Annotated in this window: 17 protein-coding genes; 6 read left to right on the top strand and 11 right to left on the bottom strand. The window is 63.8% G+C overall.

Translation table 11 applies throughout. The features are described from left to right. Positions 1 to 28 precede the first annotated feature (28 nt). Positions 29 to 1,366, top strand: a complete 1,338-nt coding sequence (locus AC1RNP_RS15815) for a CitMHS family transporter (RefSeq protein ID WP_493052241.1) — start codon at positions 29 to 31, stop codon at positions 1,364 to 1,366. Positions 1,367 to 1,385: 19 nt separating this feature from the next. After that, positions 1,386 to 2,126, top strand: coding sequence for an acetoacetyl-CoA reductase (gene phbB / locus AC1RNP_RS15810; protein ID WP_493052240.1), 741 nt, complete (start codon positions 1,386 to 1,388; stop codon positions 2,124 to 2,126). 92 nt (positions 2,127 to 2,218) lie between these two features. Here phbB and AC1RNP_RS15805 read toward each other — a convergent pair whose 3' ends face one another. Both AC1RNP_RS15805 and rsgA read right to left on the bottom strand, forming a co-directional pair. Continuing rightward, positions 2,219 to 3,481: a flavohemoglobin expression-modulating QEGLA motif protein gene (locus tag AC1RNP_RS15805; protein WP_493052239.1), complete on the bottom strand. Its 1,263-nt coding sequence runs from the start codon at positions 3,479 to 3,481 to the stop codon at positions 2,219 to 2,221. Positions 3,482 to 3,487: 6 nt separating this feature from the next. Next, positions 3,488 to 4,606, bottom strand: a complete 1,119-nt coding sequence (rsgA, locus tag AC1RNP_RS15800; RefSeq protein ID WP_493052238.1) for a ribosome small subunit-dependent GTPase A — start codon at positions 4,604 to 4,606, stop codon at positions 3,488 to 3,490. 118 nt (positions 4,607 to 4,724) lie between these two features. Here rsgA and AC1RNP_RS15795 point away from each other — a divergent pair, with 118 nt between their 5' ends. From AC1RNP_RS15795 to AC1RNP_RS15780, 4 genes are all read left to right on the top strand, one after another. Then, positions 4,725 to 4,943: a hypothetical protein gene (locus tag AC1RNP_RS15795; protein ID WP_493052237.1), complete on the top strand. Its 219-nt coding sequence runs from the start codon at positions 4,725 to 4,727 to the stop codon at positions 4,941 to 4,943. Positions 4,944 to 5,037: 94 nt separating this feature from the next. Further along, positions 5,038 to 6,303, top strand: coding sequence for a pyridoxal phosphate-dependent aminotransferase (locus tag AC1RNP_RS15790; protein WP_493052236.1), 1,266 nt, complete (start codon positions 5,038 to 5,040; stop codon positions 6,301 to 6,303). A gap of 23 nt (positions 6,304 to 6,326) precedes the next feature. Further along, positions 6,327 to 6,947: an SGNH/GDSL hydrolase family protein gene (locus AC1RNP_RS15785; protein WP_493052235.1), complete on the top strand. Its 621-nt coding sequence runs from the start codon at positions 6,327 to 6,329 to the stop codon at positions 6,945 to 6,947. A gap of 17 nt (positions 6,948 to 6,964) precedes the next feature. Beyond that, entirely contained in the window at positions 6,965 to 7,639 is a 675-nt protein-coding gene (locus tag AC1RNP_RS15780) for a methyltransferase domain-containing protein (protein ID WP_493052323.1), read from the top strand. Between the two features lie 33 nt (positions 7,640 to 7,672). On the opposite strand, the gene AC1RNP_RS15775 is transcribed toward AC1RNP_RS15780, so the two are convergent. From AC1RNP_RS15775 to AC1RNP_RS15735, 9 genes are all read right to left on the bottom strand, one after another. Beyond that, a complete protein-coding gene (locus AC1RNP_RS15775) occupies positions 7,673 to 8,218 on the bottom strand; it encodes a hypothetical protein (protein WP_493052234.1) in 546 nt (181 codons plus the stop codon). 207 nt (positions 8,219 to 8,425) lie between these two features. Then, entirely contained in the window at positions 8,426 to 9,364 is a 939-nt protein-coding gene (locus tag AC1RNP_RS15770; protein ID WP_493052233.1) for a hypothetical protein, read from the bottom strand. A gap of 84 nt (positions 9,365 to 9,448) precedes the next feature. Beyond that, positions 9,449 to 10,429, bottom strand: coding sequence for a hypothetical protein (locus AC1RNP_RS15765; protein ID WP_493052232.1), 981 nt, complete (start codon positions 10,427 to 10,429; stop codon positions 9,449 to 9,451). Positions 10,430 to 10,668: 239 nt separating this feature from the next. Beyond that, positions 10,669 to 11,607, bottom strand: a complete 939-nt coding sequence (locus tag AC1RNP_RS15760; protein WP_493052231.1) for a hypothetical protein — start codon at positions 11,605 to 11,607, stop codon at positions 10,669 to 10,671. A 265-nt stretch (positions 11,608 to 11,872) separates the two neighbouring features. Further along, positions 11,873 to 12,427, bottom strand: coding sequence for a PraA/PraB family alkane oxidation protein activator (locus AC1RNP_RS15755; RefSeq protein WP_493052230.1), 555 nt, complete (start codon positions 12,425 to 12,427; stop codon positions 11,873 to 11,875). A 227-nt stretch (positions 12,428 to 12,654) separates the two neighbouring features. Next, complete coding sequence (locus AC1RNP_RS15750) at positions 12,655 to 16,065, bottom strand: TonB-dependent receptor (protein WP_493052229.1); 3,411 nt, start codon at positions 16,063 to 16,065, stop codon at positions 12,655 to 12,657. 353 nt (positions 16,066 to 16,418) lie between these two features. Next, on the bottom strand, positions 16,419 to 17,519 hold the full coding sequence (locus AC1RNP_RS15745; protein ID WP_493052228.1) for a FecR family protein: 1,101 nt from the start codon (positions 17,517 to 17,519) through the stop codon (positions 16,419 to 16,421). Between the two features lie 124 nt (positions 17,520 to 17,643). Then, the gene (locus tag AC1RNP_RS15740) at positions 17,644 to 18,270 is read right to left on the bottom strand and encodes an RNA polymerase sigma factor (protein ID WP_493052227.1); all 627 of its coding nucleotides are present in this window, start codon (positions 18,268 to 18,270) and stop codon (positions 17,644 to 17,646) included. A gap of 4 nt (positions 18,271 to 18,274) precedes the next feature. Then, positions 18,275 to 19,081: a TetR/AcrR family transcriptional regulator gene (locus AC1RNP_RS15735; RefSeq protein ID WP_493052226.1), complete on the bottom strand. Its 807-nt coding sequence runs from the start codon at positions 19,079 to 19,081 to the stop codon at positions 18,275 to 18,277. Positions 19,082 to 19,396: the final 315 nt, after the last annotated feature.

The raw sequence follows: 19,396 nt of genomic DNA, 5'->3' as shown, positions 1-19,396 counted from the left end.
AACGCGGCCGATTTTCCAGGAGTTCGCCATGGTCCTCACCCTTCTCGGCTTCGGGATGGTCCTGACCTTCATGTACCTGATCATGAGCAAGCGGCTCGCGCCGCTGGTCGCGCTGATCGTGATCCCGATCGCCTTCGCATTGCTCGGCGGTTTCGGCGCCGGCATCGGCGAGATGATGATCGAGGGCATCAAGAAGATCGCACCGACCGGCGTGATGCTGATGTTCGCGATTCTCTACTTCGGCGTGATGATCGACGCCGGCCTGTTCGATCCGATCGTCAAGCGCATCCTCAAGCTGGTCAAGGGTGATCCGGTCAAGATCGTGGTGGGGACCGCGGTGCTGGCGATCCTGATTTCGCTCGACGGCGATGGTTCGACCACCTACATGATCACCGTCTCCGCGATGCTGCCGCTCTACCAGCGGTTGCGCATGAACGCGATCAACCTGACCTGCGTCGCCATCCTCGCCAGCGGCGTGATGAACCTGACTCCCTGGGGCGGCCCGACCGCGCGCGCGGCAACTGCATTGCACATCGATCCAAGCGAGGTATTCGTACCGCTACTTCCGGCGATGGGCCTGGCATTGGCGTCGATCATCGCGCTGGCCTGGTACCTCGGTCTGCGCGAACGCAAGCGCCTGGGCATCGTGACGCTGCACGGCCACGCCGCCGACTGGCATCCGGAGCACGACACCCGCGGCGACAACCTGCCCACACTCGCCGACAGCGAGGACACCAAGCGGCCGAAACTGCTGTGGGTGAACGCGGCGCTGACGATCGCGCTGATGATCACGCTGATCCTCGGCCTGCTGCCACTGCCGGTGCTGTTCATGATCGGCTTCGCACTGGCACTGGTGATCAACTATCCCGATCTCGCCGAGCAGCGCCGCCGCATCGTCAACCACGCCGGCAACGTGCTTTCGGTGGTGTCACTGATCTTCGCCGCCGGCATCTTCACCGGCATCCTGTCGAACACCGGCATGGTCGAGGCGATGTCGCGCAGCTTCCTCGCCGTCATTCCCGACGCCTGGGGGCCTTACCTGGCGGTGATCACGGCGATCGCGAGCATGCCGTTCACTTTCTTCATGTCCAACGACGCCTTCTATTTCGGCGTGCTGCCGATCCTGTCCGAAGCCGCCAGCCACTACGGCATCACGCCGGTGGAAATGGCACGCGCCTCGCTGGCCGGGCAGCCGGTGCATCTGCTGAGTCCGCTGGTGCCCTCGACCTATCTGCTGGTCGGCATGGCCAACGTCGACTTCGCCGACCATCAGCGCTTCACGCTGAAATGGGCGGTGATGGTGTCGATGGTGCTGCTGGCCACTTCATTGTTGTTCGCGCTGTACCCCTACGCCGCATGCACCTGAGCCACGAGGAAACGACGACATGACACTTCGCATCGCTTACGTCACCAGCGGCATGGGCAGTCTTGGTACCGCCATCTGCCAGAAGCTCGCGCAAAGCGGGCACACGGTGGTGGCCGGCTGCGGCCCGAACTCGCCGCGCAAGGCCGGCTGGCTGCGCGAGCAGCGCGAACTCGGCTACGACTTCGTCGCCTCGGAAGGCAACGCCGCCGACTGGGAATCGACCGTGGCGGCGTTCACCAAGGTGAAAGCCGAAGTCGGCGAGGTCGATGTCCTGGTCAACAATGCCGGCGGCACGCGCGACGTGTTGTTCCGGCAGATGACGCGCGAGGACTGGAACGCGGTGATGACCGGCAACCTGCATACGCTGTTCAACATCACCAAGCAGGTGATCGAAGGCATGGCCGCGCGTGGCTGGGGACGCATCGTCAACATCGCATCGGTCAGCGCGCAGAAGGGCCAGATTGGCCAGGTGAACTACGCGACGGCGAAATCGGCGATGCATGGCTTCACGCGTGCGCTGGCGAACGAGTTTGCGGCGCGTGGCGTCACCGTGAACACGATTTCGCCAGGCTATGTCGCCAGCGCCTCGATCAGCACGTTCCCGCCGGACGTGCTCGATCGTCTCGCCACCTCGGTGCCGGTGCGGAGACTCGGAAAACCCGAGGAAGTCGCCAGCCTGTGCGCCTGGATGGCCTCGGACGACGCGGCCTACGTCACCGGCGCCGACTACGCGGTCAACGGTGGGTTGCACATGCGGTAAGTACAGTTTTTCGGCTTCCGGGCGTCCTTCTCCTCCTCCTCGCATCGCCCGGGAGCCGATTCTTCACACGCGCCCGACGCGCGCTCGCCGGATCACACCTCGAAGATCGGCGTGTCGCCACTCACCTGATCGAGGCGGATGCGATTGGCGAACAGCGAGAACGCCAGCATGCCAGCGAGGCCGTTCGCGCGTGACACCCATTGCGGCATGTAGCGGGCGGGCAGCAACGCGCCGCTGTCGAACAACGGCTCGAAGCGCTGCACGTCGGTGAGCGTCATCTTGCCGGCGAACAGCAGCCGGCACAGCCGCAGCTTGTCCTGGCGCAGCGACCAGCGGAAGAAGGTGTGCACGCCGATCAGCCCGCGCAGGTAGACCGTGTCCTTGGTGAACGCCTGCCCGCCATTCAACGGCACGCCACGGAACACACGCTGCGCCGAAGCGAAACTCTCCGCCGCGGACTGACCCGCCGCCTGGAAATAGCGGAAGACCTGGATGAAATCGGCACCTTCGAGCGCCATCGCCACCGCCTCGATGCGCAACGACACGCGCTTCATGCGTTCGATGTCGATGCTGCCGGTGATCTGTTCGGCGAAGGTCGCCAGGCCTTCCTGCGTCGCCGTGGTGCGCGGCGATGACAGCGCCAGACTCGGCAATACCGGCTGCGCGCGACCGTTGAGCGCGGTGAGTGAATGCACGAAGGCTTCGTGCTGCAGCAGCTGGTGCTTGTCGTAGTCGGTGTATTCGGCACCGGTGCGCAGGCGGATGCGCTGCGCGCCGGCCGCGGCCTTGGCGATCATGTCCGGATCGAGCGTCACCTCGATCACGCGTTCGCCAAAGAACGCATCCAGATCGACCTGCAGCTGCAATTGCAGCGCCGTCGCCGAAATGGCGACCTGCTCCTCCGGCGCGATCAGTTCATGATCGAGTTCGTTGGCGATGTCGATGAAGTGATGCGCGGCGACACGCGCCGTCGGGCCGTTGCCCGGCAGCGGTTCGTCGGGGCGTCCAAACAAGCGGATCGAATGCGCGCAGACCGCGTCGGTGCCGAGCGCTTCCAGCAGTTCAGCCGCGATCGACCAGCTGCGCGTGGAATCGATGAGGTAGGCACCGAGCGGATGCGCGGGATCGGCAGCGGCGGCGATCGCGTCCAGCTCGTGCCGGGTGTCCGTGAAATCGAGCGTCGGGTAATCGATCTTCGGCAGCTCCTCGCGGCCCTGCGCATGCAGGTCGAGGAAGCGCTGCTGCGCGCTCGCCGGCCAGCTGACCAGGGACAACAACTTGATCCCGCGCACGGCGGCGACCATGCGCGCATCGAGCGCGGCATGGTGGGCGATCTCCGCGTCCGTACCGCTCATCGTTGTTCAGTGCTTGCCATATTTTTCATCCAGCCGCTTGTTCAATGCCTTGCCTTGCACTTTCGCATTCGACTTCTGCGCCAGCCGCGTCGCCAGCTTGTCGGCGGCGCCGGCGACTTCGTCACGCAACTTCAAATAGTTGGCGAAGCGGCCGGGATCGAGCGTACCGGCCTCGATCGCCGCGCGCACCGCGCAGCCGGGCTCGCGGTCGTGGCGGCAATCGCGAAAGCGGCATTGTTCGGCCAGCGCTTCGATATCGGCGAAGCCGCCCTCGGCGAGATCCTCCTCGCCGGTGGGCTTGAGTTCGCGCATGCCCGGCGTGTCGATCAGGCAGGCGCCGGACGGCAGCGGGATCAACGCGCGATGCGTGGTGGTGTGGCGGCCGCGCGCATCGTGCTCGCGCACTTCGCCAGTCTTCATCTTCTCCACGCCGAGCAAGGTGTTGGTCAGCGTCGACTTGCCCGCGCCGGAGCTGCCCACCAGGACGGCGGTCATGCCGGGCCGCAGCCAGGGATCGAGCACGGCGACGTCGTTCCTGTCCTTGGCGTTCACCGCGAACGCCGGTACGTCCTGGCCCATGATGCCGGCCAACGCGGCCAACGCGGCCGGAACATCCGCCTCGGCGTGATCGGCCTTGGTCAACACCACGACCGCCTGCGCGCCGCCGCCGTGCACCAGCAGCAGATAGCGCTCGATGCGGCGTGGATTGAAATCGCCGTCGAGGCCGCAAACGACAAGGACGACATCGATATTCGCGGCGATCACCTGCTGCTTGTAGTGCTCGCCCGCCGCACCACGCTTGATCGCGGTGCGGCGCGGCAACGCGGCGACGATGCGCGCGCCCTCGATCAGCACCCAGTCGCCGACCGCCGCGCGCTGTTCGGCGGCGGTCGTGCCTTTGCGATAACCCGGCGCGCGCTGCCATTCCGGCAGCGATTCGACGGGGAATCCCTCACCGAGGCCATCGGCGACGATATAGCCGGAGCGATGTTGCTCGATCACCCGCACCGGCCGTGCCTGCGGATGCGCATCGAGCGTTTCACGCCAGCCCGGCGCGTCCGGCGACCCTTCACAGGGCCAGCCGATCGCGCGCAACGCTGCCATGGCGACTGAGTCGAGCTGCATGGCGCGATTGTACGCAGCGTGCGCGCGAAGCGGCCGTATCCCCGAACTGGGACCCCTCGCCCGGTTCCACCGGCTGTTCCGGTTTATCAAACGCTACCGCCATTTTCGAGGGAACGTCATGAAAAAGCGTGTCGCGCTGTACTCCCTGGCAACCGTCCTGCTGCTGTCGGCCGCCACGGCAATCGCTCTGCCAGACCGCGGGCTGCACAGGTATTACTACTACGACGATGGCCGCTGGGCCGGGGAGTCACACCGCTACTGCGACGGTTCGAGGAGCTTCGAGGGCGAGATCACAGATAATGTGGAAATCATCATCGAGCAGTGCCCCAATTTCTGACGACCGCCGGCCGGGCCCGCGGACCCGGCCGGCTTTTTGCCCCGATCACGCCGCATCCGTTAATCTGGGCGGGATTACCCCCCGTCTTCCGCCCATGCCTACCACTCCCATTGCCACCCGCGAGCGCCTGTCCGAAGTCCGTTACGAGATCCGCGGAGAGCTGGCACGCCGAGCCCGTGAGCTGGAGGCCCAGGGCCGCACCCTGATCAAGCTCAACATCGGCAACCCCGGCGCGTTCGGGTTCCGTGCCCCGGAACACCTGCAGCGCGCCATCGCCGATCACATCCACGATACCGATCCCTATACCCACCAGCAGGGCCTGCCGGCCGCGCGCGAAGCCATCGCCGCCTTCCACAAGCAGCGCGGCACCCCGAATGCGACGCCCGAGCGCGTGTTCGTCGGCAACGGCGTCAGCGAACTGATCGACCTGTCGCTGCGCGCCCTGCTGAACCCCGGCGACGAAGTGCTGCTGCCCTCACCCGACTACCCGCTGTGGTCGGCGGCGACCATCCTCAACGACGGCCGCCCGGTGTTCTACCGCTGCCATGCCAGCACCGGCTTCCTGCCTGATCCGGACGAGATCGAGGCGCTGGTGTCCCCGCGCACGCGCGCGATCGTGCTGATCAACCCCAACAACCCCACCGGCGCCGCCTACCCGCGCGAGCTGCTGGAGCGCATCGTCGCCATCGCCGCCAAGCATCACCTGCTGCTGATGTGCGATGAGATCTACGACAGCATCCTCTACGACGGCGCCAGGTTCGTGCCCGTCGCGCCGCTGGCCGGCGACGTGCCCTGCCTGTCGTTTGGCGGCCTGTCGAAGGTGCATCGCGCCTGCGGCTGGCGCGTCGGTTGGGCGATGCTGTCGGGCGATGCGATGCGCATCGGCGAGTTCCACCATGCCATGGACCTGCTCGGGGCGCTGCGCCTGTGCGCCAACGTGCCGGGACAATTCGCGATCGAAGCGGCGCTGCACGGCACCGACACGATCACGGCGCTGTGCCAGCCGGGCGGACGCCTGTACGAAGCACGACGCGCAGTGATCGACATCTGCGATGCGAGCGAGCACTTGCACCTGTCCGAGCCGGCCGGCGCGCTGTACGCCTTCCCGGGCGTCGTCGGCGACGCGGCGCGCGGCTTCGACGATCACGCCTTCGCGCTGGAACTGCTGGAAACCGAGGACGTGCTGATCGTGCCCGGCTCCAGCTTCAACGTGCCGTATCGCAACCACTTCCGCGTCACGCTGCTGCCGGAACCGGATACGCTGCGTGAAGTCTTCCATCGCATCGACCGCGTGCTCTCGCGCCGCGCCGGACGCGACGTCGGCGACGCCGATCGGACGCAACGCGCGGCCGTGGCCTGATCCAGCGTCGGGGGAAAGGCGCGTTGCACTCCGCCGCGATCTCCTACCTCGCCCTCGGCGACAGCTACACCATCGGCGAAAGCGTCGCGCCTGACGGCCGCTGGCCGGAACAGCTGGCGCACGCGCTGCGTCAGGAAGGCGTTGCGCTGGATGCGCCCCGCATCCTCGCCACCACGGGTTGGACGACCGACGAACTCGATGCCGCCATCGATGCCGCGCAGCCGCTCGGCCATTACGGCTTCGTCAGCCTGGCCATCGGCGTGAACAATCAGTATCGCGGCCGAGAGGTGGAAAACTACCGCGGTGAATTCGCCGGATTGCTGGAGCGCGCCACCGGTTTCGCCAATGGCCGCGCGGACCGCGTGATGGTGCTGTCGATTCCCGACTGGGGCGTCACGCCGTTCGGTGCCGCCTCCGGCCGGGATGTCGCGCGGATCGCGCACGAGCTCGACGCTTACAACGCCGCCGCGCGCGAAGTTTGCGCGCAGCACGGAATTCCGTTTGTCGACATCACCCCGGTCAGCCGCGAACGCGGCGCCGAGCCGGTGATGCTCGCCGAAGATGGCCTGCATCCTTCGGCGGCGATGTACGCCGAATGGATGCGACTCGCCCTGCCGGTCGCACGCACGCTGCTGCGGACATGAGTCACGACACCCGACCCCTGCCACGACAGCGCGCCACCGAGATCGCCAACGCCTTCCTTCCCGAGCGCTTCTGGGGCAGCCGCTGGGACTATTACTATGCCCGCGCGAAGCTGGCGAGCGATCCGCTCTACCCAGGCGTCCTCGACGCGCTGCGCGGCAGCCACGCGCCGCTGCTCGATATCGGCTGCGGGCTGGGATTGCTCGCACACACCTTGCATCGCGACGGACAGTCGCTGTCCTATCACGGCGTGGACATCGATGTGGCCAAGATCTCGCGCGCGCAACGCGCGGCGCGGCGAGCGGGATTGGCGCGGACAGACTTCGCCACCGCCGATCTCGCCCGCGAGATCCCGCGGCACACCGGCAGCGTCGCCGTCCTGGACGTCCTGCAGTACCTCTCCGCCGAGGCGCAGCGCCGCCTGCTCGACGCCGCCATCGCGATGCTCACGCCCGGCGCGCGCCTGGTGATTCGTGCCGCCCTCGACGACAACGGCCGGCGCAGCCACTACACCCGCCTCGGAGACCGCTTCGCACACCTCGCCGGCTGGATGTCATCGGCGCCGAAGCACTATCCCAGCACCGAAGCGCTGCGTGCCGTGTTCAATGATGCCGCCCTGCAGGCAAGCTTCGCGCCGTTGTACGGCCGCACGCCCTTCAATCACTGGCTGATTGTGGCGGTGCGGCCGGAATAGACGACACTCCCCAGGTCGGCGGCGAACTTCGACTCAGGGGAAATAAGCACGGAATGGTCTCGAGGTCGGCAGGCCCGGCGCAGGCGTACTGATCGTGCATGGTCCCAGCGGGCCATTGAACATGACGTGGTTGTAGGGCGGAGAGGAAAGGGGCGGGTTGGGCAGATAAGGGTTCGCATTGCTCAATTCCGCGGTTATCTGCCCGCTGCACGTCATCATCATGCTTGTCGATTGAATGACGATACCGCTTATCGTCATCCTGACCGCGGGACTCCCGGAAATCGCCACAGGTGGAGACGTGCCCCCTGACTGCACCGTCATGCTCGTGCAGGCCGAACTGCCGCTGAGACTGGCCGTTGTCTGGATCGCACCATTGCTCAATGCCCATGTCACCGTCATCGTACATGGATACACCATGCCCATATTCTTCAGGACAAAGGATCCGGAAAAAGTTTCGACCGCATTCCGGACCCAGGCCGCGCCATCCCACATTTCATAACCGGAAGCGGATGCGGGAGACGCTATCAGCGCACCTCCGGCAACGAGAGCAGCGATCGCGGTGGATCTGAGCTTGGACATGACGTTTTGCTCCTAGGAAGAGGGGCGTAACGGCACTTCTCCTGCAAGCGTCGCCCCTGATCGGGCATTGCAGGAATCGATTCGCCATGAATCGTCTAACCGATTCTCAGGTTCGATGCGACGACTATCCTTCACCTCACTCATTCGCCTCAGGATCGGCAGAATGTCGGCCGAAAAAGCCTTGGAATGCCTAGACCGGAAACGAAATCAAAATTCGCACGCCTCCCATCCGGGTGGCGTCGTGTTGGTCGAGTTGCCTTCGAAGTTGTCCTGAAGGGTTCGCTGCGCCCATTCGTTCGCTTCGGTGAGCTGCGCCGATGTCAGGTTCGATGCAACGGCCGCCAACTGCTGATCCAGCCTGGCGGAGCGATGCTGTTCGGCGCCGAGGCGATAAAGCTTGAGATAGCGATAGTGCTGTACCGGATCGGCACCGACCACGCCGGCCAGCAGGCTCTGTGAACCCGGTTCATAAGCTTGCTGCAGCAGATCGACGACGCGCCAGTCACCCGCCGTGAGGCCGGCTTCGATCAGCGCCGACGCATTGCTGCGGTAATTCCGCAAGGATTCCGGATGCTTCAACATGCTCCGCACATCGTAGAGCGGCCCCTGCCCCAGATAGCACGCCCGCGCATCTTCGTCGCCGAGCCTCGCGGCCTGTGCGATGTTGTCGACCAGGCTGCCCAGCATCTCATCACCCACACCATCACACAGCTCTTGATTCTTGCGATCGGCTTGTTGACGCAACTCCATCGCACTGAGGATCGCCTGGTAAGTCCGCAGCTGCGCCGGCGTCATATTCTCGGTTTTCTTGCTGGTGAGATCGTTGGCCTCACTAGCATTCTTCCACTCCGAGCCGCGCAAGTGGCTGCATTTGCTGAGATCGTGGTACAGACGCGTGGCCGCGCCGACATCGCCGTTGTGCGCACGCGCCTGCAAGCCGGCGAACGTATCCTTCAAAGGCGTGCCGGGAGCCGGCAGCGGCGCGCCCTTGACGATGCCGATGATCGATTTTGTGGACGAGGCCTGTAGTTTTCCGGCCCCCTCCGCCCCTGCCTCTCCGGCCGGGATATCAGCCCGCACTGTCGGCGGTGGCCTGGGAGCATCGGCACGACCGAGAAAGTACGCCCCAGCGATCGCCACCAGCACCGCACCCACGATGAGCCAACGCTGCAGGTTCATGCGCGAATCTGCCTGTGCCGAGGAATGTGCGAATCCATATGCTTCATGACATCACAAAGGGTCGTAGGGGAACGAACAGGGATCCCAGCCCGGCACTGTCGACTCGGTCGAATTGCCACCATCGAACCCCTGCTGAAATGTCGATTGCGCCCAGAGATCGGCATCCGCGCGCTGCTCCGGCTTGATCCGCGTGGCCGCCGCGGCCAACTGGCGATCGATTTCCTCGGCACGATAGGGCTCCGCACCAAGCCGATAGAGTTTCAGATACCTGTAGTACAGGATGGGATCCGAACCGAGCACGCCGGAAAGCATGCTGTCCGAACCGGGCTCATACGCATTGCGAAGAATGTCCACCACCTTCCAGTCGCCGGCCGCGAGTCCCGTATCGACCATGGATTTGATGTTGGCGCGATAACTCTCGAGCCACTCCGGATGCTGCATCAATCCGCGCGGATCGTAGTTCGGACCGCGCGCCAGATAGCAGGCACGCGCATGCTCCTCGCCGAGCTGCGCGGCCTTCTGCAGGCTTGGCAGCTGGGAATCCAGCATCGCGCGATCCACGCCATCGCAGAGGGCACGGAATTTCTGCATGGCCTGTTTTCGAGACTCGATCGCATCCAGTTGAACGCGATAGTCCTCCATCTTCCCCGCATCCGTCGTGTCGACCTTCTGGTCCAGCAACTCATCGGCGACGCGGGCGAACGACCACTCCACGCTATCCAGGTAACCGCAAATGTGGAGATCGCGATACAGGCGCGTGGCCGCTGCCACGTCACCGGCATCGGCGCGGGTCTTCAAGTCGCGATAGACCTTCTTCAACGACGTGTTGCGCGCCGGCAGCGGCATGGTGGCGGGCACTGTTCCGGCGGAAACCGCCCTGGCATCGACACCTTCATGACCTGCCTGTGTCGCAGCAATGTGGCCCGCCGCGCCTTCGGCCGCGGTTTGCGGGCCTTGCGCGCGCCCCAGGAAATAGGCGCAGGCGAGTGCGCCCAATCCCGCCAGAGTCATCACGATGTAGCGCAAATGCATTTGCCCGGAATCCATCTCGAGATCGGGAGACGCGGGTTTCGAGACCCGTCATCCCGCATTGACGGAAATCTTATGGATGTCGGATGCCGAAGAACAGTGCTCTTGTATTTCCGGCCAGAACACAACGAAAAAACGAAGCCTTGGGCTTTGAAACAGGCCTCAAGCGTTTGCGGAGCGACTCAGGCGAGCCGCTCCGCAATCAAGGTTACATGCACAACCGTAACCATTCGCTTCTTGGCTTACTGCGCGCTGTTCCGCACGTACTCGGATGCCGCGATCGCCGCATTGCCATTCAAGATCGCGGTGTTCTTGCCGGCAGCCGACGGCAGCCCCACCTTCAGATTGACGGCGCCGGAGACCAGGGCTTCGAGCACATCCGTGAGGATCGGAATCGGAATGCCGAGCAGGGTGACATTGCCGCAACCGCTTGCCTTCGGCACCGAGAACGAATTGTCGACATACGAGGAACCCTGGACATCGATGTAAGCGGTGTAGGGATCTTCGGTGACCGTGATGAAGTTCGCCGTGCCGGGATTGCCTGCGAGCGGCTGATTCGGCGCCGGCGGATTGGTCGTGCCGGTCTGCAGCTTGACCACGACCGGGTTCTGCGCCGTGCCGATGTAGCAGGAGCTACCAAGGAACGGGTTCTGCAGACGCACGCGAAGCGCGAGACGTACCGCCGTGGGGTCGCTACCGTCGGCGGGCGGATACAGTCCGTTCGCGAGACTGGTCTGGATCGTCTGCACCGATTCCATCGTGGCCGTGACGTCATTGACCGAATTGACGATGCTCCAGAAAGCCTGCCACAGCGGGAACGGCCAGTCGGGCGCCGGATTGACGATGCCGAGCAGACCACCGGGAACCTTGCCCGGAGGCGAGGAAAGCGTCGGAGCGCCAACCGCATCGTAAAGAGGTTCGAAGGTGTTGGACGGAGGCGCGATCGTCACAACGCCGCCCTGCAGCACGATCGGCTTATCGATCGGCAGAGTGGTGGTGCCAATCGTGAACGAACCCGACGTGGTGGTATTGATCACGCACGTGGTGACGTTCGGATCGTTGTAAGGACAGTACTTGAAGACCGCCCACGGACCCGTGGGGGTGCCCGCCATCGCGACAGGCATGGCGGCGATGCCGGCCAGCGCCGTGGCGAGAGCCGTGGAAATCAGTGCCTTTGACATAAATTGACTCCCGAAATCTAGCGAAATGAAGATTCGATTAGCGACCAGCGGACGGGCGTCCGCAGGGTTGCAACATCACCGTCCGGAAGAGCGCACAACTCGACTCTCACTCTCTTGTCAGACCGAGGCGAACGCGCCTTCAAGCTGCAACGCCGCTTCAAGCGCTGAGCGCTTGAAGCGGCGGCATTACCCGACCCGAGGTTCCACGACAGCCTTGTCGATATCGGTGCGGGATCATCATCCATGCATCACGATCTACATCCGATCAGGGGAACACGGCCCGGATGGGATTGGCAGACGTCAGCTTCGGATTGGACTTGACGTTGGTGCAGGGGGCCGACAGTGGCGCCGTGAAGGTGTAATCATTGACGACAGGGGTTGTGCCAGTCGGCGGATTCGGGTTCGCGTTGGTCAGCGTACCCGAGGCATTGCCGGTGCAGGTCGCGCTCGGGCTCGAGAACTTGACGTTGATGCCACTGATGTTCACGGTCACCGAGGAAGAACCCGAGATCGCGACAGGCGCGGCGACGGTCCACGGCAAGGCTTGCGCGGTCACGCCGAGACAGGCGGAACTGCCCGAGAAGCTGGCGGCCGTGACCGTCGCGGCGCCGCTGGCATTCAACGACAGCGTAAAGGTGGCAGTGCACGGAATCGGAATGCCCGCCACCGTCGCGGTGGTCGGCCCGGTCAGCGTCGTGCTGTCCGATACCTTCCAGACGCCGCCTTTGAACACCTGATAGCTCGAGGCAAAAGCCGAGGAAGCAACGAGCGGGCTAGCGACGATCAGAGTGGCAAGAAGAGCGGTTTTGAACTTGGCCATGCTGTTTACTCCACTATCACAGAGTTGAGGTAACCGGATGGGAACAGACATCCGGAAGGTTGCCACGGAGGAACCTTCGTGCCGTGGCGGCACTTACCCAAGTGGCATCGAGAATCGGCAGCACCCTTTTTACTTTTGACATTCTGGACGCTGGAATGTGATGTCTTCTCGGGCTGTTGAACCGCCCGCCTGCGGCGGGCGCATATCTGTTTCCCTGTTTGCTTGAATCAATAGAAGCCTTTGCGGATCGAGAGGCCCACGATGCGCGGGTCCTGGATGAACGCGTTCGCGGTCAGGCCGGTGTCGTCGCTGTTGAGGAAGGTGCCGGTGATCGCTTCGCCGTCGAGCGCGTTCTTGACGTAGAGCTGCACGGTGAAATCAGTGTCCGGCTTGTACCAGGTCAACGAGAGGTTGACGTTGCCCCAGTCGTGCAGGCGATCGATGCGATCCTGATAGATGCGCGCCCAGCTCTTGCTCTGGTAGTACAGGTCGGCGCGCAGGGTCAGGTCACCCTTCGGCAACGAGAATGTGTACTGCGGGCTGAGACTGACGGTGAGATGCGGCGCGTTGGGCAGTTCGTTGCCGCCGACGTTCTTGGCGAAGCCGGCACCGCCATTGGGCGCATCGATGAGCGGGTTGTAGTAATTGCCATCGCCCAGGTAGTTGGGGCCGGCGCCGCCCGCCCAGACACCCGGCCCGCCGTTGAAGCCACCGTCGCTGGTGAAGCCACCGCCCGCCGTGGGCGTGTTCACCGAGCAGAAGCTGTTGAGCAGGATGGGAAGGCTGGTATCCGGATTGTTGGCATACCAGTTGGTCAGCGCGGTCTCCACCAGCGCCTTGGGCGCGATGCAGTTCGAGGCCAGCTGCAGCCACGGCCGCACCACGACCCAGTCCGGATTGCCGGCCGTGCGATCCATCACGTCGATGGAGTACTGATTCGAACCGACACGCGTGCGCAACAGACCGACATTGCCGCTGAGCTGGAACGCATCGGTCGGCCGCCACACGGCCTCGAACTCGGCGCCCCAGGTCTTGGCGTCGAAGTTCTCGTTCAAGGTGGCACGGTCCTGGATCTGCGAAACCTGATAATCCTTGTAATCGTTGTAGAACGCCGTGGCGTTGAAGATGAACTTGCCGCCGGCCATGACGTTCTTCATGCCGATCTCGAACGCATTGACGTATTCCGCCTTGAAGCGCGGATCACGCTGCGTGAAGCTGAGAAGCGCCGGATCGGCGCCCACGCCCGGAGAGTTGGTGCCACCGGCCTTGTAGCCGCGCGCGAGCGAGGCATAGATCATGGTGCTGTCGGTGAACGACAGATCCGGCGACCAGTCGAGGACCAGGCGGCCGGTCGGCTCGTTCCAAGTCTGACGGATTTCCGGGCCGGCCGGATAGCCGTAACCGGTGTAGCCGCCACCGAGGTAGTAGGACGGCAACTTCGTTCCCGCGAGCAGGAGCTGGCTCGGATACGGCGTCGTGGTCTTGACGTCACGTGTCCAGCGCAGGCCGGCCGTCAGTTTCACCTTGTCGTTGATCTGCCAGTAGCCTTCTCCGAAGATCGCCGTGGATTTCGTCTTGGCGACGTTGCGGCTGCGGAAATAGTTGTGACCCTGGCCGTTGATGCCATTCAGTGTATTGGGATCGATGTAGACGCAAGGCACCACTTCACCGGTGCTGGCATCTATCGCGGTGCCCGAACCCGCCGCGCAATCGCGCGGACGCGCGCCGATGCCGCTGGAGTTGAAAGTCGACTGGGCAATGGCGGTCAGCACATTGCTGAAGACGTAGTAGCTTTCGTCGACCTTGTATTCCAGATAGTTCGCGCCGACGTTGAAGTTGAACGGGCCGTCGTACGAGGACTGCAGGCGGAACTCCTGCGACCACTGCGTGCTTTCGGAATCGACCAGATCGACGGTGAGCAAACGATCGGAACAACCGAGTTGCGGATCGCAGTACACCCCGCCCGGCGTCAACGGGTAAGCGGGAACGAGATTGAAGTTCGGATCGAAGCCCAACAATCCATCCGTGGGAGTGAAGATCGGATTGGACTGGAAGCGCCCGTAGTCCTGGGTCGAGTAGTACTGGTCCTTCGTGTACAGGGTCTGCGACACGAAATTCAGATGGTCGCCGATGGCCACGTCGAAGTTGAGCTGCGCCACGTCGTTCGTGGCCTCGAACTTCGGGTCGTAGCTGGTGGCGATCTTGCGCATGTCGTGCGACTGCGTGACGCCGGCATAGGGATCGAGACCGTACTTGATCAAGGTGGCGACGTTGAAGTCCGGCGTCAGACCGATGATGCCGCCGGCTGTGGCGGCACCGAGCACGAACGGCAGGCTGGCGCCGTTGGGGACGCCGAAGGCATCGTTGTCGTAGAGCGATCCGTCCTTGCAGCCCTGGCTCATGAAGCTGCCGTCGCCCGGCCGCAGCGTCAGCGCACCGAGCGTCGTGCGGCTCGCATCGTTGTGGCAAAGCTGCTTGCCGGTGCGCGCGCGCATGTCGTCTTCCTGGAAGTGCTCCCAGACCAGACTGGCATTGAAGCGATCGCTGGGCTTCCAGGCCAGCGAACCACGCACGCCGAGGATGTCGCGGTCGTTGACGTCCTTGTTCGTGACCGTGTTGTGGTCGTAACCGTCGCGCTTGGTGTACTGCGTGGCTAGGCGGAACGCGAACGTATCGCTGAGCGGCACGTTGATCATGCCGTTGATGCGCGTGGTGTCGTAGTTGCCGATCTCGCCCTTGACATTGGCCTCGAACGCGTCGGGGTTCGCCAGGTTCGGGATCATGTTGACCACGCCGGCGGTCGCGTTGCGGCCGTACAACGTGCCCTGTGGTCCGCGCAGCACCTCGACGCGCTCGACGTCGAAGTATTCCTGCTCGAACAGGCGATTGCGGATCATCGGCGTGCTGTTGAAGCTGATCGCCACGGCCGGGTCGGTGGTGACCGACAAGGCCTGCGTGCCGATGCCGCGGATCTGGAAGTTGTAGCTGGCGAAGTTGGTCTTGGAGAAGCTGACGTTCGGCGTGGCGGTGACCAGGTCGGCGCCGGTTTCGATCTTGCGATCGTTGAGCTCCTCGCCGCCGAAGGCGGTGATCGCGATCGGCACCTTCTGGATGTTCTCGACCTTCTTCTGCGCGGTCACCACGATCGTGTCGAGGGTGGTGGCGCTTCCGGATCTACTCTGGCTTGCCGTTGTTTCGGGCGCCGCTTGTTGCGCCTCTGCTTCCTGGGAGGGCGCCGCCGGCTGCGCTTCGGCGACCTCCTGGGCGTTTCCCTGCGTCTCCGCTGCGGCTGGCTTTGCCTCCGCGCCGCCGCCGACATTGCTGTTGGTGCGATCGCTGATCAGGATCGCGCCGGATGCGTTGGTGGCATAGTCGAGACCGGTTCCCGCCAGCAATTCCTGCAACGCTTGTGTCGGCGTCTTCTCGCCCTGCACGGCGTGCGCGGTCTTGCCGGCCGCAAGCTCGGGGGCGTAGAGCAGCTGCTTGCCACTCTGGCGCGCGTATTCGGACAGTGCGGCATCGAGCTGTTGCTGCGGAATGTTGAACTTCGCTGTCGCCACGTCGTCATTGCGCGCATAGGCCGTCAGACACGGCACCAATGCCAGGAACAACACGCAGGGCTTCATTGCACGCTTCAACGAACGACTCTGGTCTCGCACTTGCATTCGCTCTCCCCTCTGGTTCCGGACCGACTTTTGGCAATCTCGTTCCAATACAGACGCGGCCCGCCGAAAAACCCGAACCTGCAAATGCATGGTTGCGATCTGTCATGTCATTTCTTGAACCTGCGAGTCTTATTTTGCAATGCAGCATGCTTGATGCATGCGCTTGTTGAAACGATGCGTGATCGTTCCGCGCATGAAGCATCTCGGTGGCATTCGTCCCGAATGATCACGGGAACAAGATGACGTCATCGACGTGACGTCGACTTCATGCGCATGGTTACAGGAGAAACACGGAGACCTTCGCCCATGCAATCCGTGTCGGCGATCTATCCGCGCGTGCTGGTCGGGCGCGATTTCAGAACAATGGTGTCGTCATCGCGCGTGGCGCGCTCGATCGGGAAATAATCCGTCAGCGCCTCGACGAAAGTACCGACGTCGCCGGTATTGAATGCGCCGCTGATCTTCAGCGAAGCCAGGCGCGCATCGCTCAGCACGACCTGCCGGCGCGAATAACGATTCATCTCGGCGATGGCGTCCTCGAGGCGTTCGTTCTCGAACACGATCTGGCCGTGGCGCCAACTGATCACGCGCCTCACATCGGCCGGGCGCACCTGCGGCACCGCCTTGGCAACGGCGACGAACTGTTGCCCGGGCCGCAACTCGGCCAGCAGCGGCGCCGCCTTGGCCTTGCCGGCAGTGGCGGGGGCATGACCGTGATCATCGCGCGTCACCGTGACCCGCCCTTCCAGCAGGGTGACCTCGAAGAGCTGGTCGGACAGATGCACGTCGAACTCGGTTCCGAGCGCCGTCACCTGGCGCCCGCCGGCACTGACCACGAACGGATGCGCGCGATCCTTCGCCACCTTGAACAAGGCCTGCCCGCGCTCCAGGGTGATGCCGCGCACGCCCTGCCCGTAATGCACGGAAATGCGGCTGTTCGTGTTCAGGGTGACCACCGAGCCGTCGTCCAGGGACACCACCGAGGTCTGGCCGACTCCGGTCTGATAGATGTTGCCAGCAATCGCATCGCGGGCATCGTGGTAGATCTGCCGCGACGCATTCGGGTTCATGGCGAACATGCCGAGCACGGCCGCGGCCATCAAGGAGGCGGCGACGGCCGAATTGCGCCACCAGTGCGAGCAATGCGGCTCGACGCCGACCGCGCGCGCCAGCGTCTCGCGGCGCAGCCTCTGCATTTCGTCGGAGGTATCGGCGATCGAGGAAATGAATGTCTGCGCCGCCTCCACACGCCGGAAGGCCATCGCATTCTGCGGCGAATGCGACTGCCAGGCCTCGAACGCTTCGCGCACCTGCCGGTCGTCGCCGGCGTCGCGCAGGATCTCGCTCCACCGCGCCGCCGCCTCGTCGATACTGTCGGGCGAGTGCTCGGCCGGGTTGTCCCGGTTTGGCGAGATTTTCCACTTCATTCCACTGTTACCTCTAGCAAGACCCGGTCGACGCGCTCCAGCGACCCATCAGATCCCGCAAGCCAGTTCCTATCCTGCCAAACCCATCGAGCGCGCGCCGCCTGTTGCCCGGGCGGCGCGCCCCTCAATCCCGTCCCCCGGCCCTGTCCATCGCGCAAGCCAACTGCGCCAGGGCCTTGGCCATGTGCTTTTCGGCCGCCCGCACCGAAATGCCCATCATGGCTGCGATCTCCGCGTACTTGCGCTTTTCCAGTGCCCGCAGCACGAACACGTCGCGGGTCCGTTCCGGCAGTCCGCGCAGTACGGCGCTGACCACTTTGATCGCTTCCTTCCCCAGTAAGACGCGCTCCGGCGAAATATCCGTAACGGGCTGGTGGATTTCTTCGTCGAAGGACTCGTGCGCGTCCTGGTCCCGGACCTGGCGGCGGCGTCCCCAGTCGCGCAGCGCATTGGCCGCGACCTGGAAGACATATTGTTCGACATGCTCGATCGGGCCGCCGCGGGCGCGGCGGATCAGGTGCAGGAAGACTTCCTGAATGAGGTCGTCGACCTCGGCGGCATCCTTGACGCGTTTGGAGAAAAAGCCGCGCAGGGGCGTGCGATAGCGCAGTGAAACGTTGTTCCACTGGCTGAGACCGTCCTCGCCGTATTCAGCGAGTGAAGCGGGCTCACGCGACCATGACACTGTATTGGCCATTGCCTTCTTTTCCCCTACCGCGCCGATGTGGTGTCGGCCGCGAAGGCCGCCCATCCGCTCATGTCCCCACCACCCTGGCAGCCCACGGCGGCAGGATCCCCTGTGATTTGTTGGCGTTCCCGGCCTCGTGCTCGGCCTGCGTCTGGGCATCGGTCGCGCGTGCGGCGACATCGGCCATGCCCATGACCTGCTCGACGTTGCGGATCTGCTCGCCGTTCTCGAACGGCGCGGTCAGCATCGGCGAGATGAAAGAAATCAGCCGCGCCAGCATCAGCGAATCGTTGACGGGTTCGCCCATGCACAGCGCCGAGATCAATTCGTCCATGTTCTCGCCGGCCAGCACGCCGGAGAGCGCCTTCAGGCAGAAATGCAGGCGCATGCCGAGTTCATTGCGCGACAGATGCGGAAGCGCGCGCGCGAAAGCCTCGAAGAAACGCCCGTAAATGGGCTGATAGTGCTCGTGCAGATAGTCGCGGATGAAGGGCGAGGAATCGCTGTACACGCGCCCGAGCAGCCGCATGAACGCCATGCCGCCGACGTCATCGCGGCTGAGCCGGACCGCGGGCACGAACAGCACGCTGAGCACCGCGCAGGCGTCCATCGGCGAGTCGCCGCTGTTCTCCTCGCAGATCGACAGCAATTGCAGGCGTTCCTGGTTGAGGCGATCCAGGCGGGCCGACAGCAATTCCTGGACCAGCGCTTCCTTGCTGCCGAAGTGATAGTTCACCGCCGCCAGATTGACCTCGGCGTAGCTGGTGATCTGACGCAGCGACATGCCTTCGTAGCCATGCTCGATGAACAGCGCTTCCGCCGCTTCGAGCAGGCGAGCCCGGGTATTGCTGGGACTTGGGTTCTGGCTGTTCACGGCATCATTTCCGCAAGACAATTCCAACCCGACCGGCGGATACCGGCTCCAATTCCGGATTTGAATACTGGATTGAAACGGGCGTTAGAGTAATCACGTCAAAATCGGCGTTGCACGCTGCAGCGCAATATCCTTGGCTCGCCTGGACGCATTCAGGGAAACTCCGGTTTTTGCGGCAATTTCGCAACTATTTGATTTTAAAATCAAATTCGATGGTTGCCGCAATTGGGCCGCTGACAAAATTCGACACGCCCGAATTTCGCGACGATGAAAACGATGTGAAACATGGCGACATCAAGCCATGGCGACATCGGG

The organism is Luteimonas sp. GW821-FHT14E02, assembly GCF_058803905.1.
Note: the sequence above shows the minus strand (reverse complement) of the source record. Positions and strands in the feature narration are given on the sequence as shown.

Bases quoted from the DNA above. Each gene is read 5' to 3' on its own strand.
- AC1RNP_RS15755 (WP_493052230.1), bottom strand. From the start codon at position 12,427: ATGGCCAAGTTCAAAACCGCTCTTCTTGCCACTCTGATCGTCGCTAGC.
- AC1RNP_RS15740 (WP_493052227.1), bottom strand. From the start codon at position 18,270: ATGGGCGGCCTTCGCGGCCGACACCACATCGGCGCGGTAGGGGAAAAG.
- AC1RNP_RS15765 (WP_493052232.1), bottom strand. From the start codon at position 10,429: ATGCATTTGCGCTACATCGTGATGACTCTGGCGGGATTGGGCGCACTC.
- AC1RNP_RS15815 (WP_493052241.1), top strand. From the start codon at position 29: ATGGTCCTCACCCTTCTCGGCTTCGGGATGGTCCTGACCTTCATGTAC.
- AC1RNP_RS15760 (WP_493052231.1), bottom strand. From the start codon at position 11,607: ATGTCAAAGGCACTGATTTCCACGGCTCTCGCCACGGCGCTGGCCGGC.
- rsgA (WP_493052238.1), bottom strand. From the start codon at position 4,606: ATGCAGCTCGACTCAGTCGCCATGGCAGCGTTGCGCGCGATCGGCTGG.
- AC1RNP_RS15805 (WP_493052239.1), bottom strand. From the start codon at position 3,481: ATGAGCGGTACGGACGCGGAGATCGCCCACCATGCCGCGCTCGATGCG.
- AC1RNP_RS15790 (WP_493052236.1), top strand. From the start codon at position 5,038: ATGCCTACCACTCCCATTGCCACCCGCGAGCGCCTGTCCGAAGTCCGT.
- AC1RNP_RS15745 (WP_493052228.1), bottom strand. From the start codon at position 17,519: ATGAAGTGGAAAATCTCGCCAAACCGGGACAACCCGGCCGAGCACTCG.
- AC1RNP_RS15775 (WP_493052234.1), bottom strand. From the start codon at position 8,218: ATGTCCAAGCTCAGATCCACCGCGATCGCTGCTCTCGTTGCCGGAGGT.
- AC1RNP_RS15795 (WP_493052237.1), top strand. From the start codon at position 4,725: ATGAAAAAGCGTGTCGCGCTGTACTCCCTGGCAACCGTCCTGCTGCTG.
- phbB (WP_493052240.1), top strand. From the start codon at position 1,386: ATGACACTTCGCATCGCTTACGTCACCAGCGGCATGGGCAGTCTTGGT.